We start from the raw sequence: 15,655 nt of genomic DNA on the forward strand, positions 1-15,655 counted from the left end.
ACGAACATCTAGTTTGAGCGAACCGCCGAGCGACGACGACCGGCGTGGAAGCCCGGCCTGAGGTGCCACGACTCGGGCCGCGGCTCCCGTCTACCCGTACAGCGAGGCCGCAAGCAGCGGGGCGGGCACCGGCTCACCGGTGACCCACCCGCGTCCACGCCACCCCCAGGCACAGTGGCTGCCGAGGCGAAAGTGACGGAAGGTGCGTCACCTCCCTTGGGTAGGCTCTGCCGCGCCCCTGCGAAGCCCGGGCGAACCGCTTGTGCGGTTGTCCGCTCATCCCGACTGGAGCAGTCATGCCCGAGGGAACCCCACCCTCCGATCCGTCATCGCCCGATCCGTCGGCGCGGCCCGATGCCGCCCCGGTTCCGCCCACCGGCGTCGAGCCCCAGCCCGGCGACCCACACCCCCACCGGCGGGTGCTGACCAGCGCGGCCATCGCGGTGGCGCTCCTGCTCGGCGGTCTCGGCGGGTACGCGCTGCTCCGGCCCGACGACCAGCCCCCGGCCGAGTCGCTCACCGCCGATCCCCGGCAGACTGCGGCTCCGACGGTCACCACCCCGGAGCCGACGCAGAACGCCTCGGCTCGACCCGCGACCACGCCGTCCACCGGCCCCGGTCAGGTGCAGGTGGTCTACGAGGTGACCGGACAGGGGCGGGCCGACATCCTCTACGACGACGCGAACGGCGAAAAAATCTGGCTGGACGCGGTGCAGCTGCCGTGGCGCACGAACATTCGCACGGACCGACGGGACCAGGTGTTGGTGCAGGTCAGCAGGACCGTCGGCACCGGAGATTCGATGGCCTGCTCCGTCACCGTCGACGGTGGCACGCCGGTGACGGAACGGGTCAGCGGAGCGGCGTGGCGGGCCAGCTGCTTCGGCTGAACCGCCGGGGTCGAGTTGACCCGGCTGGCCCGTAGGCTGGCGGGTGTGACGACGAGCACCGATGTCGACCCGCTGGTGGCCCGGATGCGGCCGTTCGGCACGACGATCTTCGCCGAGATGTCCGCCCTCGCCGTACGCACCGGCGCGGTCAACCTCGGGCAGGGCTTCCCCGACACCGACGGCCCGCCGGAGATGCTGGCCGCCGCTGCCGAGGCGCTGCGCGGCGGGCAGAACCAGTACCCGCCCGGCCCGGGGATCCCCGCCCTGCGCGCGGCCGTCGCGGCCCATCAGCGGCGCTTCCACGACCTGGAGTACGACCCGGACGGCGAGATCGTGATCACGGCGGGCGCGACCGAGGCGGTGGCGGCGAGCATCCTCGCGCTCTGCGAACCGGGCGACGAGGTGGTGTGCTTCGAGCCGTACTACGACTCGTACGCCGCCTCGATCGCGCTGGCCGGCGCGGTCCGCCGACCGGTGACGCTGCGTCCCACTGCCGACGGCCGGTACGACTTCGACCCGGCGGCGTTGCGTGCGGCGTTCGGTCCGCGCACCCGGCTGGTGCTGCTGAACTCTCCGCACAATCCGACCGGGAAGGTCTTCACTCCGGCCGAGTTGGCGCAGGTCGCCGAGTTGTGCCAGGAGTTCGGCGCGTACGCGGTCACCGACGAGGTGTACGAGCACCTGGTCTTCACGGACGCGGCGAGCCCGCACGTGCCGCTGGCCAGCCTGCCCGGGATGCGGGAGCGGACGCTGCGCATCTCGTCGGCCGGCAAGACGTTCTCCTGCACGGGGTGGAAGGTCGGCTGGGCGAGCGGCCCGGCGGCGCTGGTCTCGGCGGTGCTCCGGGTGAAGCAGTTCCTCACCTATGTCAACGCCGCGCCGCTGCAACCGGCGGTGGCCGTGGCGCTGGCCCTGCCGGACGACTACTACACCGGCTTCCGGGACAGTCTCCAGCAGCGGCGTGACCAGCTCGTCGGTGGTCTGACCGACGCCGGGTTCGAGGTGCTCGACTCGGAGGGGACGTACTTCGTCACCGCCGACATCACCGCCCTCGGCGGCCGGGACGGGGTGGAGTTCTGCCGCTCGTTGCCGGAGCGCTGCGGTGTGGTGGCGGTGCCGACCCAGGTCTTCTACGACGACGTCGACGCGGGTCGGCGGCTCGTCCGGTTCGCCTTCTGCAAGCGCCCCGAGGTGCTGACCGAGGCGGTCACCCGGCTGCGCGCCCTGACCCCGAGCGGCTGACGTCGAGCTGTGGAGCTGATGCCGTCAACGGTTCAGCTCCACAGCGTCCAATTGACCTAGGGCCTGTTTCATAAGAACTGGCCGGCCTGCGGCGGGCCCGGACGACGACCGGCGGCGTTGCGGTTTCGGCCGGATACAACACCGGTATCCGGCCGGAACCGCGCCTTGCCGGATCGCCGCCCGGACTCCGCCTCGGCTCGACCGCCCTTATGAAACAGGCCCTAGGCGACCGGGCTCGCGGTGCGGACCAGCTCGGCGATCCGCTCGGCCACCTCACGGGCGGTCGCCTCGGTGGCCGCCTCGACCATCACCCGGACCAGCGGCTCGGTGCCCGACGGGCGCAGCAGCACCCGGCCGGTCTCCCCCAGCTCCGCCTCGGCCCGCTCGACCTCTGCTCGCACGACGGGTGCGGCGGCGCCGACGGTCCGGTCACCGACCGGCACGTTGATCAGCACCTGGGGCAGCTTGGTGACCACCGAGGCCAGCTCGGCGAGGGACTGGCCGGTGGCCGCCATCCGAGCCATCAGGTGTAGGCCGGTGAGCACCCCGTCGCCGGTGGTGGCGTGCGCGGGCATGACGATGTGGCCGCTCTGCTCACCGCCGAGCGCCAGCCCGGAGGCGCGCAGCTCCTCCAGCACGTACCGGTCGCCGACCTTGGTCTCGATCAGGCGGATGCCCTGCGCGGACATCGCGAGCCGCAGCCCGAGGTTGCTCATCACGGTGGCCACCAGGGTGTCCTGGGTGAGCGTGCCGGCGTCCCGCATGGCCAGCGCGAGGATCGCCATGACCTGGTCGCCGTCGACCTCGTCGCCGTCGGCGGTGACCGCCAGGCAGCGGTCGGCGTCGCCGTCGTGGGCGATGCCCAGGTGGGCGCCGTGCTCGACCACTGCGGCGCGCAGCGCCTCGATGTGGTTGGAGCCACAGTCGTCGTTGATGTTCAGCCCGTCGGGCTCCGCGTGGATGGCGATGACCTCCGCGCCGGCCTCCCGGTAGGCGACGGGGGCGACCTCGGCGGCGGCGCCGTTGGCGCAGTCGACAACGACCTTGATCCCGTCGAGCCGGTGCGGAACGGTGCCCACCAGGTGCTGGACGTAGTGGTCGGCACCGTCGAGCAGGTCGTGCACCCGGCCGACGCCGGCACCGATCGGGCGGTCCCAGGCGGTGGTGGCGTTCGTCTCGACGGCCGCCTCGATCTGCATCTCGATCTCGTCGGGCAGCTTGTGCCCACCGGCGGCGAAGAGCTTGATGCCGTTGTCCGGCATCGGGTTGTGTGACGCGGAGAGCATCACACCCAGGTCGGCCTTGGCCTCGGCGGTGAGGAACGCCACCGCGGGGGTAGGCAGCACGCCGACCCGCACCACGTTGGCGCCGGCACTGGTCAGCCCGGCGACCACGGCGGCCTCCAGCATCTCGCCGCTGGCGCGGGTGTCCCGGCCGACGACGGCGAGCGGCGGATGGCTGCGGTCCGTCTCGGCGAGAGTGTGCGCGGCAGCCACCGCGAGCGCCAACGCCAGCTCCGGGGTGAGATCCGCGTTCGCCCGCCCGCGTACGCCGTCAGTGCCGAACAACCGACCCATACCCGCCAACCTCCGAAAGAGCACTGCCAGTGAGGAGAAAGCGGAACGGCCGACCCACCTCCCCCCGACGAGGGGGAGGCGGACCGGCCGTCCGTCAGAAGTACAACGCGCTGGGAAAGATCAGCGCTTCGAGTACTGGGGAGCCTTACGGGCCTTCTTGAGGCCGTACTTCTTGCTCTCCTTGACCCGGGCGTCACGGGTGAGGAAGCCGGCCTTCTTCAGGGCCGGGCGGTCGTCCGGCTCGTTGATGATCAGCGCGCGGGCGATGCCCAGCCGCAGCGCACCGGCCTGGCCGGTGGTGCCGCCGCCACGCAGGTTCGCGATGACGTCGAACTGCTCGAGCTTCTCGGCGGTGACCAGCGGGTCCTTGATGAGCTGCTGGTGCACCTTGCTCGGGAAGTAGGCCTCGAGGTCCTGGCCGTTGCAGGTGATCTTGCCGGTGCCCGGGACGATGCGGACCCGGACGATGGCCTCCTTGCGGCGGCCCACGGTCTGGATCGGCCGGTCACCACGAGGCGCGCGGGCAACGGGCGCCGGCGCCTCGGTGGCCTCAGGGGCTTCCGGGGCGACCTCGGTCTCGATGATGTCGGTCATGCTGCTTCCTTCGCCCGCGCTCACTGCGCGATCTGCTTGATCTCGAACGGCACCGGCTGCTGCGCGAGGTGCGGGTGCTCGGCACCGGCGTAGACCTTCAGCTTCTTGATCAGCTGACGGCCGAGCTTGTTGTGCGGGAGCATCCCCTTCACAGCCAGCTCGATGGCTCGCTCGGGACGCTTGGTCAGCAGCTCGTCGTAGCCGATCTGCTTCAGACCACCCGGGTAACCGGAGTGGCGGTAAGCGACCTTGGTCTGGCGCTTGTTGCCGGTCAGCGCAACCTTGCCCGCGTTCACGATGACGACGAAGTCGCCCGTGTCGACGTGCGGCGCGAAAGTCGGCTTGTGCTTACCACGCAGCAACGTGGCGGCGTGGGTGGCCAGGCGGCCCAGCACGACATCAGAGGCGTCGATGACGTGCCACTGACGCTCGATCTCACCCGGCTTCGGGCTGTACGTACGCACAGGTCTACCTTGTCTCGTCGTCGGTCTGGGGTCGCGCGCCGAGGTGACCAGATCTAGCAGGCCGGACCAGCGCGCACGAACGACCAAGCGTACCTGATGGGGCACGCCTCTGGATGTCGTACAACAGCAGGCAACGATACCCGGCGCCCCGTCCGCAGGTCAAAACGGGGGTGCGGTCCCGCGCGGCGACGCGCCGAGGGTGGCTCAGCTCACACGTTGGCGAGTCGACCGGCCCTCGGACGACGGTAGACGACCCAGGTGACCGCGAAGCACAACGCGTACCAGCCGATGAAGGCCAGGTAGGCGGCGTCGGCGTTGCCCGAGCTGAGGAACGACTGGCGGAACGCGATGTTGACAAGCACCCCGCCGAAGGCGCCGATCGCACCCGCGATGCCGATCAACGCGCCGGTCATCCGCCGCGCCCACCGGGCGGCAGCCTCCGGATCACGCTGACCCGTCGCCACCGCGTCCGCCGACCGGGCCCGGAAGATCGCCGGGATCATCTTGTACGTGGAGCCGTTGCCGACGCCGGAGAAGACGAAGAGGGCCAGGAACCCGGCCAGGTAGAGCTCGAACGATCGCTCCCGGGCCGCGTAGAGCACGGTGCTCGCGCCGGCCGCCATCGCCACGAAGTTCCAGAAGGTCACCCGGGCCCCGCCCAACCGGTCGGCGAGGTGCCCGCCCAGCGGCCGGATCAGCGAACCGACAAGCGGGCCCAGGAAGGTCAGCCAGGCGGCGTCGACCGGGGTGGGGAACCGCTCGGCGAACTGGAGCTGGAGCACCTGACCGAAGGCGAACCCGAAGCCGATGAACGAGCCGAAGGTGCCGATGTAGAGCAGCGACATCACCCAGGTGTGCGGGTCGCGGGCCGCCTCACGCAGCGCGCCCGGCTCGTTGCGCGCCCCGGGCACCGTGTCCAACCAGCGGGCCGCCGCCAGCGCGGCCAACACGATCAGCGGCAGGTAGACCGCCGGCACCAACCGGGGGTACGCGGCGCCCGCGGTGGCGAGGACCGCCAGGCCGACCAGCTGCACGGCGGGTACGCCCAGGTTGCCGCCACCGGCGTTGAGCCCGAGCGCCCGCCCCTTGAGCCGCTGCGGATAGAACAGGTTGATGTTCGCCATCGAGGAGGCGAAGTTGCCGCCACCGACCCCGGTGAGGCAGGCGAGCACCATCAGGGTGGAGTAGGACACCCCGGGTTCCAGCAGCACCGTCATCGGCACCGCGGGCACCAGCAACAGCAGGGCGCTGATGATCGTCCAGCGTCGCCCGCCGAAGCGGGCCACCGCCAGCGTGTACGGCAGCCGCAGCACCGCGCCCAACGCGGCCGGCACGGCGGTGAGCAGGAACTTCCCGGCCGGATCGATGCCGTACGCGGGGCCGAGGAAGAGCACGGTGACCGACCAGAGACTCCACACCGAGAAGCCGACGTGCTCCGCGAAGATCGAGACCCAGAGGTTGCGGCGCGCGATCGGCGCGCCGGTGGCCTGCCAGAAGTCCGGGTCCTCGGGGCGCCAGTCGTGCAACGGTTGCCGGCGACCGGTGACGGCAGGCGGCTCGGCGGTGACTGCGGTGCTGGTGAGCGTGCTCACGGCGGCTCCTCCTCGTCGATGTGACGAGGGCAAACGCTAGGAACGCCCGGTTACCTGGCAGTGCCCGTCGCGGGTCGGGCCGGAAACGGGGATCGCACCACCGGCCGACGGCGATGGTGAGCACTCCACCGCGGCGGCGCGGTCAGAGCTGCTGGAGGATGCGCAGCGCGCGGCCGACCCTCAGCATCGTGTCGGTGTCGGCGACGTCCACGCACTCGGTGAACCACTTCTTCATGGGCGAGGAGATCCGGTCGGGCATCACCCCGTACCTGCCCATCGCGACGGCGAGCGGCGAGTCCCGCAGCAGCGACTCCTCGACCACCTCGACCACGATCACGATGGGCACGTCTGTGGAGTTGTAGACGTCCGAGCTGATCACGAGGCCGAGGCGTTCCCGGGCGCCCTCGATGCGCCAGATCTCACCCCTACGCAGCACGCGGCCGTCCGCCGGAGAACAGGTCGTTGACCATGCCCACCTCGCGGGCGTCGGCGAGGGCGGCGGACTCCAGATCAAGGCTGGCGCGGCCCACGGCGGCGGCATGCGCGGTGAAGACCTCGCGCAGCGCCTTCTCCCGGGCGGCCTGGTCCATCCACGCGGAGAGCGACAGCCCCTCGCGCTTGGCGAACCGCCGCGCTTCCTCGATCGTCTCGTCCGTGAACGAGAGAGTCACCTTGGCAGTCATGCCGAGCAGATTACCCACCGGTGTGACCAACAGTCATCCCCGCGATCAGCGGCTCACCCCCGGGCGGCGAAACGCACATTCCGGCGGGCCTACCGGGCCCGACCGCCGAACACCGCGAAACGCCACTCCTTGAAGTAGCAGTCGACGTCGGCCAGGCCCGCCTCGGCGAGCCACCGGCACTGGTCGGCCACTGTCGCCGGGCGGTCGTGGCGCATCCGTTCCCGGGAGCCCGCGATCTCGTCGGGGGACGCGCCCCGCTCGGTGATCCCCGCCAGCCACACCTCGTCGTAGCGCCGGTCCAGCTCCGGGGTCGGGCCGGCGACCTGCTCGGCGTTGACGAACACCCCGCCCGGCGCCAGCGCGGCGGCGGCCCGCCGGTAGAGCGCCCGCTTGCCGGCGTCGTCCAGGTGGTGGATCGCCAGCGCGCTGACCACCGCGTCGTACCGGCCCGGCGGCAACTCGTCGGCCAGGTCGGCGTGGACCGTCCGGTGCGGCACGGACCGCGCGTCCAACTGGTCGGTGGCGCGGGCGAGCATCGCCGGTGCTCCGTCCACCAGGGTCAGCCGGACTCCGGGCACCGCGGCGGACAGCAGCAGCGAGAGCAGGCCGGTGCCGGCTCCCAGATCCAACACCTCCGGGGTACGCCCGGCGGCGAGCGCGGCGCGCAGCGGCGGTGTGGCCACCTGGACGGCGGTGCCGTAGAAGGCGTCGAAGCACGGGATCAGCCGCCTGCGCGCCTCGTCGTAGGTGCCGGCCACCGCGTCGAACACGTCCGTCACGCTCATCGCTATCTCCCATTTAGTGAGACAATTTTCCCACATAGTAAGCGATGGCGTTCGGTCGAGCACGGCACCGACCGCTCCGTGGGACACGAGCGGCGCTGGTCGCGGCCGGGGGGTGGCAGGTCGGACGCCACCACCCATCCGTCACACCCGCTGCCCCCGTGCGGTGTGAGCCCCACTTGACAGGACCGAAACAGAAGGGACCCGGACCGGAAACCGCCCGGCGGCACGCTTTCCCGACATGACAGACGGTGCACGGTCGGCAACTACACCGGGGCGGACGCCCCGGGAGGTGGCGACGCACTGCCCGTACTGCGCCCTGCAGTGCGGGATGACACTGCGCGCGGACGACGCCGGGGTGACGGTCCACCCGCGCCAGTTCCCCACCAACCGGGGCGGGCTCTGCCAGAAGGGTTGGACCGCCGCCGAACTGCTCGACCACCCGGAGCGGCTGACCACCCCGCTGGTGCGCGACCTGGTCACCGGCGCGCTGCAACCGGCGAGCTGGGACACCGCGCTCGACCGGGTGGTCGCCGGCATCCGCGCCGTTCAGCACGACGCCGGCCGGGACGCCGTCGCCGTGTTCGGCGGTGGTGGCCTGACCAACGAGAAGGCGTACGCGTTGGGAAAGTTCGCCCGGATCGGGCTGCGCACCCGGCACATCGACTACAACGGACGGTTCTGCATGTCCTCGGCGGCAGCCGCCGGGATGCGCGCCTTCGGCATCGACCGCGGGCTGCCGTTCCCCCTCGCCGACCTGGGCCGGGCCGACACCCTGCTGCTGGTCGGCGCGAACCCGGCGGAGACCATGCCGCCGCTGGTGCGCTGGCTCACCGAGCAGCGCCGCAACGGCGGAAAACTGATCGTCATCGACCCCCGGGTCACCGCCACCGCCCGTCAGGCCGACCTGCACCTGCAACCGCTGCCCGGCACCGACCTCGCGGTGGCCAACGCGCTGCTGCACATCGCCCTCACCGAGGGTTGGGTCGACCGGGCCTACGTGGCCGACCGCACCACCGGCTTCGACGCGGTCCGCCGCGGCGTCGCCGCCTGGTGGCCGGCCCGCGCCGAACAGCTCTCCGGGGTGCCGGTGGCCGACCTGGAGGCGACCGCCCGCGCGCTGGGCACCGGGGGTCGCGTGATCATCCTGACCGCGCGCGGCGCGGAGCAGCACGCCAAGGGGGTGGACACCGTCACCGCGTACGTCAATCTCGCCCTCGCCCTCGGCCTGCCCGGCCGCGACGGTTCGGGGTACGGCTGCCTCACCGGCCAGGGCAACGGCCAGGGCGGACGGGAGCACGGGCAGAAGGCCGACCAGCTTCCCGGCTACCGGAAGATCGACGACCCGGCCGCCCGGGAGCACGTGGCCGGGGTGTGGGGCGTGCCGGCCGACGATCTGCCCGGCCCGGGAGTGCCCGCCTACCAACTGCTCGACTCGCTCGGCACTCCGGGTGGCCCGCGCGCGATGCTGGTGTTCGGGTCGAACCCGGTGGTCTCGGCACCCCGCGCGGCCCGGATCGAGGGCCGACTGCGCGACCTCGACCTGCTGGTCGTCGCCGACCTGATGCTCTCCGAGACGGCCGCGCTGGCGGACGTGGTGCTGCCCACCGCTCAGTGGGCCGAGGAGGACGGCACCATGACCAACCTGGAGGGTCGGGTGCTGCGTCGGCGCGCACTACGTCCGCCCCCGCCCGGCGTCCGAACCGACCTCGCCATCATCTCCGACCTGGCGGCGCGGCTGGCCGCCACCGAAGCGACGGACGCCGACCCGGCCGGCGTGCGACCGGCCGCCGTCGCGGCGGCCCGGTTCCCGGCCGACCCGGCCACCGTCTTCGCCGAGCTGCGCCGCGCCTCCGCCGGTGGGGCCGCCGACTACGCCGGCATCAGCTGGGACCGGATCGACGCCGACGACGGGGTCTACTGGCCCTGCCCGACCGAGGACGGGCCGGACACGCCACGACTGTTCGCCGACCGGTTCGCCACCCCGGACGGCCGGGCCCGCTTCCACCCCGTCGACCACCGGCCAGCCGCCGAGCAGGTCTGCGCCACGTACCCACTGCACTTCACCACCGGGCGGGTGCTGGCCCAGTACCAGTCGGGCACCCAGACCCGACGGGTGGCAGCGCTGCGGCGCGCCGCCCCGGAGGCGTTCGTCGAACTGCACCCCGACCTGGCCGCCCGGCTGGGCATCGACGACGGCGACCCGGTCCGGGTCACCTCACGCCGGGGAGAGTTCCGCGCTCCGGCCCGGCTCAGCGCCGGAATCCGACCCGACACCGTGTTCGCCCCGTTCCACTACGCGGGAGCGGGACGCGCCAACTCGGTGACAAACGACGCGGTGGACCCGATCTCCGGGATGCCCGAGTTCAAGATCTGCGCCGTCCGGGTGGAGAAGGCATGACCGCCCGGGTGGTCATCGTCGGCAACGGGATGGCGGGCGCGCGCCTCGCCGGCGAGCTGCACGCCCGGGAGGGAGACCGGAAGGTCACAGTGCTCGGGGCCGAGCCGCACCGCGCGTACAACCGGATCCTGCTCTCCACCCTGCTGGCCGGCCGGATCGACGAGCCGGACGTGGAGCTGACCGAAGCCGCCGGGCACGGCGTCGACCTGCGCAGCGGCGTACCGGTGGTCGCCGTCGACCGGTCCGCCCGGGAGGTCCGTACCGACGACGGCGAACGAATCGGGTACGACCACCTGGTGCTGGCCACCGGCGCGCGGGCGGTGGTGCCGACGCTTCCCGGCCTCGACCCGGCGAACCTGCCGGAGCGGGTGGTCCCCTTCCGGACCCTTGACGACTGCCGGCGGATCCTCGCCGCCGCGGACGGCGCCCGCAGCGCGCTGGTCCTCGGCGGCGGGCTGCTCGGTCTGGAGGCCGCGCGGGGGCTGGCCACCCGGGGGCTGGCCACCACAGTGGTGCACCCGAGAGAGCACCTGATGGAACGGCAACTGGACCCGGCGGCCGGCGCGGTGCTCGCGGGCACGCTCGCCGGTTTCGGCGTCACCGTCCAACTGGGGGTGTCGGCGACCGGCGTGGCCGCGGACGCCAGTGGTGTCCGCCTCGACCTGGCCGACGGCCGATCGCTCCGCGCCGATCTGCTGGTGCTCTCCTGCGGCGTACGCCCGGACACCGCCCTCGCGCAGGCCGCCGGCCTGACGGTGCGGCGCGGCGTGGTGGTGGACGACAGGCTCCGCACCACCGACCGGTCCATCTCGGCGATCGGCGACTGCGCCGAGCACGACGGCGTGCTCACCGGGCTGGTCGCGCCCGCCTGGGCCCAGGCCCAGGTGCTCGCCGACGTGCTGACCGGGACGGACCCACTGGCCCGGTACCGGCCCCGGCCGGTGGTGACCCGGCTGAAGGCCGCCGGCATCGACCTGGCGTCGATGGGTGACGCGGCAAGTGGCGGGCCGGGCGAGGAGCTGACCTTCGCCGACCCGACCCGGGGCACGTACGCCCGGTTGCGGATCCGGGACGAGCGGTTGATCGGCGCGATCCTGCTCGGCGACAACCCGGCGGTCGGCACTGTGATCCAACTCTTCGACCGTGGTCAGCCGGTGCCGAGTGACCGGCGGGCGCTGCTGCTCGGCCGGGCACTCGGCGCGGTCGGCGCGACCCCGGCCGCCTCACCGGCGCTGATGCCGGACGCGGCCACTGTCTGTCAGTGCAACACGGTGAGCAAGGGCGCACTGGTCAGAAGCTGGCGCTCCGGCGCCCGGACTGTCGATGCGGTGGTGGCCGCGACCCGGGCCGGCACCGGATGCGGCGGATGCCGGGACGCGGTGAGCGGCATCGTCGACTGGCTGAGCCAGGCGGAATCGGTGGAGGTGACGCGATGAGCGGCGGCGATCTGATCGTCATCGGCAACGGCATGGTCGGGCAGCGTTTCGTGGACGCGTTGCACGCCCGCGACCCACAGGGCAGCTGGCGGGTGACGGTGCTGGCCGAGGAGGGGCGTCCGGCGTACGACCGGGTGCGGCTCTCGGCGTACTTCGACGGGGTGAGTGAGAGCGAACTCAACCTGCACACCCCGCACGACGGGGTGCGGCTGCGACTCGGCGAGCCGGCCACCGCCGTCGACCGGGACCGGCAGGTGGTGACCACCGCGGTCGGCGAATACCGCTACGACGCGCTGGTGTTCGCCACCGGGTCGTACGCCTTCGTGCCGCCGGTGGCCGGTACGGAGCTGCCCGGGGTCTTCGTCTACCGGACCCTGGACGACCTGGCGGCGATCCGGGAGTACGCACGGGGCCGGCGGGCCGGGGCGGTGATCGGTGGTGGGCTGCTCGGTCTGGAGGCCGCCAATGCCCTGCGACTGCTCGGCCTGAGCACCGACGTTGTCGAGTTCGCGCCCCGGTTGATGCCGGTGCAGGTGGACCAGGCCGGCGGCGCGATGCTCCGCCGCTACGTCGACGAGTTGGGCGTACGGACCCACCTCGGGGTGGCGACCACAGCGATCCGTCAGGGCCCGGACGGCGGCGTCGCGGCCCTGGAACTCTCCGACGGCACCGCCCTCGACGCCGAGCTGGTGGTGGTGGCCGCCGGCATCCGGCCCCGGGACCAGTTGGCCCGGGACGCGGGCCTGCCGTTGGGTCCGCGCGGCGGGGTGCTCGTCGACGAGACCTGCCGCACCGCCGACGAGCGGATCTGGGCCGTCGGCGAGTGCGCCGCGGTCGACGGCACCTGCCACGGTCTGGTCGCACCGGGGTACGCGACGGCCGAGGTGGTGGCCGATCGGCTGGTCGGCGGCGCGGCGACCTTCCCGGGCGCGGACACCGCCACCAAACTCAAGCTGCTCGGCGTCGACGTGGCATCGTTCGGCGACGCCCACGGCACGACCGAGGGCTGCCTGGACGTCACGTTCACCGACCCGGCCACCAGGGTCTACGCGAAGCTGGTCCTCTCCGACGACGCACACACACTGCTCGGTGGGGTGCTGGTCGGTGACGCCAGCGCCTACCCGACGCTGCGCGCCAGTGTGGGCGGCCCGCTGCCGGCCGCGCCGCTGGCGCTGCTCGCCCCCGACGGCGGCGGCGCGGACGCCGGGGCGCTGCCCGCCACCGCGCAGGTCTGCTCCTGCAACGCGGTGACCCGGGGCGACGTGGACGCCGCCATCGCCGACGGGTGCGCGGACGTGCCGGCGTTGAAGGCGTGCACCCGGGCCGGCACCAGCTGCGGCTCCTGCGTGCCGATGCTGAAGCAGCTCCTGGACGCGGCAGGGGTGGCGCAGTCCAGCGCGCTCTGCGAGCACTTCGACGTCAGCCGGCGGGAGCTGTTCGAGATCGTCCGCGTCCGCGGCATCCGCACCTTCTCCCGGCTGGTCGCCGAGCACGGTCGGGGCCGCGGCTGCGACATCTGCAAGCCGGTGGTGGCGTCCATCCTCGCCTCGCTGGGCGGCGGGCACGTGCTCGACGGCGAACAGGCGTCGTTGCAGGACACCAACGACCACTTCCTGGCAAACCTGCAACGCGACGGCAGCTACTCGGTGGTGCCCCGGATCCCCGGCGGCGAGATCACCCCGGAGAAGCTGATCGTGATCGGCGAGGTCGCCCGGGACTTCCAGCTCTACACGAAGATCACCGGAGGGCAGCGGATCGACCTGTTCGGGGCACGGGTGGAGCAGCTGCCGCAGATCTGGCGGCGGCTGGTCGACGCTGGCTTCGAGTCCGGTCACGCGTACGGCAAGGCGTTGCGCACTGTGAAGTCGTGCGTGGGCGAGACCTGGTGCCGGTACGGGGTGCAGGACTCGGTGGGGCTGGCCGTCGCGCTGGAGCTGCGCTATCGCGGGTTGCGGGCGCCGCACAAGCTCAAGTCGGCGGTCTCCGGTTGCGCCCGGGAGTGCGCGGAGGCGCGCAGCAAGGACTTCGGCATCATCGCCACCGAGACCGGCTGGAACCTCTACGTCGGCGGCAACGGTGGTTTCCGACCCCGGCACGCCGACCTGTTCGCCACCGATCTGTCCACGGACGCGCTGATCAGGCTGATCGACAGATTCCTGATCTACTACATCCGCACCGCCGACCGGCTGCAACGCACCGCCGGCTGGATCGAGGCCATGGACGGCGGCCTCGACCACCTGCGCTCGGTGATCGTGGACGACTCGCTCGGGCTCTGCGAGGACCTCGACGCGGCGATGGCCCGGCACGTGTCGTCGTACTCCGACGAGTGGCGCGACGTCCTGGACGACCCGGACCGGCTGCGCCGCTACACCTCCTTCGTCAACGCCCCCGACGTACCCGACCCGTCGATCACCTTCACCCGGGAACGCGGCCAGCCAGTGCCCGTACGCGACCAGTCCCCGACCGGATCCGAGCCGACAAACGGTCACCGTCGGCAACCGGTCACCCTCGGCCTACCGGAGGTACGGCGATGACCCAGACCCTCACGCTGACCTGGACCACCGTCTGCCTCCTCGACCGGTTGGAACCGGACCGGGGAGTCGCCGCCCTGGTCGACGGGGTGCAGATCGCACTCTTCCGGACGGTCGACGGGCTGTTCGCGATCGACAACCGCGATCCGGTCTCCGGGGCGTACGTGCTGTCCCGGGGCATCGTCGGCAGCCGCGGCGGAGTGCCGACGGTCGCCTCACCGCTGCACAAGCAGGTGTACGACCTGCGCAGCGGGCACTGCCTCGACCTGCCCGGGGTGGCAGTGGCCCGACACGACGCACGTTGCCGCAACGGGCTGGTCGAGGTGCGGCTGCGACAGGAGGGTTGATGCGGGAAGAACTGGCGGGCTTCACCATCGGGGTGACCGCCGACCGGCGGCGCGACGAGTTGGCCGCGCTGCTCGAACGACGGGGTGCGCGGGTGGTGCTCGCCCCGGCGCTGCGGATCGTGCCGCTGTCCGACGACACCGAGCTGCGCGAGGCGACCCGCGCCTGCCTCGACCAACCGCCGGACATCCTGATGGCCAACACCGGCATCGGCATGCGCGGCTGGCTGGAGGCGGCCGAGGGCTGGGGGCTGGCCGAGCCGCTGCGCTCCGTGCTGGCCAGCTCGTACGTGGTGGCGCGCGGGCCGAAGGCGCGCGGCGCGATCCGGGCGGCCGGGCTGCACGACCAGTGGTCGCCCGCCTCGGAGAGCTGCGACGAGGTGGTCGACCACCTGCGCCGGCGTGGGGTGGCCGGGCAGGTGATCGCCATGCAGCTGCACGGCGAGCGGCAGCCCGAGTGCACGCTCGCGCTGGAGGCGGCCGGGGCCACGGTCATCGAGGTGCCGGTCTACCGCTGGGCGCCGCCGACCGACCCGGCGCCGCTGCACCGGTTGATCGACCTGATCGCCGGCCGGCTGGTGGACGCTGTGACGTTCACCTCGGCGCCAGCGGCCGAGGCGTTGCTGCGGGCCGCCGGTGACCGCACCGACGCGGTGCTGTCCGCGTTGCGCAGCGACGTGTTGGCCAGTTGCGTCGGCGCGGTGACCGCCGAGCCGTTGCTGCGACGCGGGGTGCCGGTGAGCGCGCCCGGCCGGGCCCGGTTGGGGGCGCTGGTGCGGACCATCGTCGACGAACTGCCCCGCCGGACCGTGACGTTCAAGGCCGGTGGGCATCTGCTCACGTTGCGCGGGCACGCCGCGGTGATCGACGGTGAGCTGCGGCCACTCGCGCCCGCGCCGATGGCGGTGCTGCGGGCGCTGGCCCAGTCCCCGGGCCGGGTGCTGTCCCGCACGGCGTTGCTGCGGACACTGCCCCGGGGCGCGGACGAGCACGCAGTGGAGATGGCAGTGGCCCGGCTACGGGCCGGCTTGCGCGCGCCCCGCGTGGTGCAGACCGTGGTGAAGCGCGGCTACCGGCTCCGGGTCGACTGAAGGGCGTCACGGCCGGCCGTCGCGTGCCGGC

Annotated in this window: 14 protein-coding genes; 7 read left to right on the forward strand and 7 right to left on the reverse strand. The window is 72.6% G+C overall.

The window, feature by feature from the left end:
* Positions 1 to 296 precede the first annotated feature (296 nt).
* Positions 297 to 887, forward strand: coding sequence for an MmpS family transport accessory protein (locus IW249_RS05345; protein WP_196919777.1), 591 nt, complete (start codon positions 297 to 299; stop codon positions 885 to 887).
* 45 nt (positions 888 to 932) lie between these two features.
* Positions 933 to 2,129: a pyridoxal phosphate-dependent aminotransferase gene (locus IW249_RS05350; RefSeq protein ID WP_196919778.1), complete on the forward strand. Its 1,197-nt coding sequence runs from the start codon at positions 933 to 935 to the stop codon at positions 2,127 to 2,129.
* 221 nt (positions 2,130 to 2,350) lie between these two features.
* Here the strand turns inward: IW249_RS05350 and glmM are convergent, their stop codons facing one another.
* The 7 genes from glmM to IW249_RS05385 form a co-directional block, all read right to left on the reverse strand.
* The gene (glmM, locus tag IW249_RS05355; RefSeq protein WP_196919779.1) at positions 2,351 to 3,706 is read right to left on the reverse strand and encodes a phosphoglucosamine mutase; all 1,356 of its coding nucleotides are present in this window, start codon (positions 3,704 to 3,706) and stop codon (positions 2,351 to 2,353) included.
* A 120-nt stretch (positions 3,707 to 3,826) separates the two neighbouring features.
* Positions 3,827 to 4,300, reverse strand: a complete 474-nt coding sequence (gene rpsI, locus IW249_RS05360; RefSeq protein WP_112626216.1) for a 30S ribosomal protein S9 — start codon at positions 4,298 to 4,300, stop codon at positions 3,827 to 3,829.
* A gap of 20 nt (positions 4,301 to 4,320) precedes the next feature.
* On the reverse strand, positions 4,321 to 4,764 hold the full coding sequence (gene rplM / locus IW249_RS05365) for a 50S ribosomal protein L13 (RefSeq protein ID WP_053653864.1): 444 nt from the start codon (positions 4,762 to 4,764) through the stop codon (positions 4,321 to 4,323).
* 209 nt (positions 4,765 to 4,973) lie between these two features.
* Positions 4,974 to 6,356, reverse strand: a complete 1,383-nt coding sequence (locus IW249_RS05370; protein ID WP_196919780.1) for a nitrate/nitrite transporter — start codon at positions 6,354 to 6,356, stop codon at positions 4,974 to 4,976.
* A 142-nt stretch (positions 6,357 to 6,498) separates the two neighbouring features.
* Positions 6,499 to 6,792, reverse strand: a complete 294-nt coding sequence (locus IW249_RS05375) for a hypothetical protein (protein ID WP_196919781.1) — start codon at positions 6,790 to 6,792, stop codon at positions 6,499 to 6,501.
* Positions 6,782 to 7,039: a DUF6364 family protein gene (locus IW249_RS05380; protein WP_091403518.1), complete on the reverse strand. Its 258-nt coding sequence runs from the start codon at positions 7,037 to 7,039 to the stop codon at positions 6,782 to 6,784. Before IW249_RS05380 ends, IW249_RS05375 begins: the two co-directional genes overlap by 11 nt.
* A gap of 89 nt (positions 7,040 to 7,128) precedes the next feature.
* Positions 7,129 to 7,824 carry a class I SAM-dependent methyltransferase gene (locus IW249_RS05385; RefSeq protein ID WP_196919782.1) on the reverse strand — a complete coding sequence of 232 codons (696 nt, stop codon included), beginning with the start codon at positions 7,822 to 7,824 and terminating at the stop codon, positions 7,129 to 7,131.
* Positions 7,825 to 8,062: 238 nt separating this feature from the next.
* On the opposite strand from IW249_RS05385, the gene IW249_RS05390 reads away from it, so the two are divergent.
* Genes IW249_RS05390 through IW249_RS05410 form a run of 5 tightly spaced genes read left to right on the forward strand, consistent with a single transcriptional unit; the run spans position 8,063 to position 15,624 of the window.
* The gene (locus tag IW249_RS05390) at positions 8,063 to 10,222 is read left to right on the forward strand and encodes a molybdopterin oxidoreductase family protein (protein WP_196919783.1); all 2,160 of its coding nucleotides are present in this window, start codon (positions 8,063 to 8,065) and stop codon (positions 10,220 to 10,222) included.
* Entirely contained in the window at positions 10,219 to 11,658 is a 1,440-nt protein-coding gene (locus tag IW249_RS05395; RefSeq protein ID WP_196919784.1) for an FAD-dependent oxidoreductase, read from the forward strand. The genes IW249_RS05390 and IW249_RS05395 overlap by 4 nt, the downstream gene beginning before the upstream one ends.
* Complete coding sequence (gene nirB / locus IW249_RS05400; protein WP_196919785.1) at positions 11,655 to 14,192, forward strand: nitrite reductase large subunit NirB; 2,538 nt, start codon at positions 11,655 to 11,657, stop codon at positions 14,190 to 14,192. The genes IW249_RS05395 and nirB overlap by 4 nt, the downstream gene beginning before the upstream one ends.
* Entirely contained in the window at positions 14,189 to 14,536 is a 348-nt protein-coding gene (gene nirD / locus IW249_RS05405; protein WP_196919786.1) for a nitrite reductase small subunit NirD, read from the forward strand. The genes nirB and nirD overlap by 4 nt, the downstream gene beginning before the upstream one ends.
* Positions 14,536 to 15,624: a uroporphyrinogen-III synthase gene (locus IW249_RS05410; RefSeq protein WP_091402337.1), complete on the forward strand. Its 1,089-nt coding sequence runs from the start codon at positions 14,536 to 14,538 to the stop codon at positions 15,622 to 15,624. The genes nirD and IW249_RS05410 overlap by 1 nt, the downstream gene beginning before the upstream one ends.
* Positions 15,625 to 15,655: the final 31 nt, after the last annotated feature.

It is taken from the genome of Micromonospora vinacea, from assembly GCF_015751785.1.
Lineage (GTDB): Bacteria > Actinomycetota > Actinomycetes > Mycobacteriales > Micromonosporaceae > Micromonospora > Micromonospora vinacea.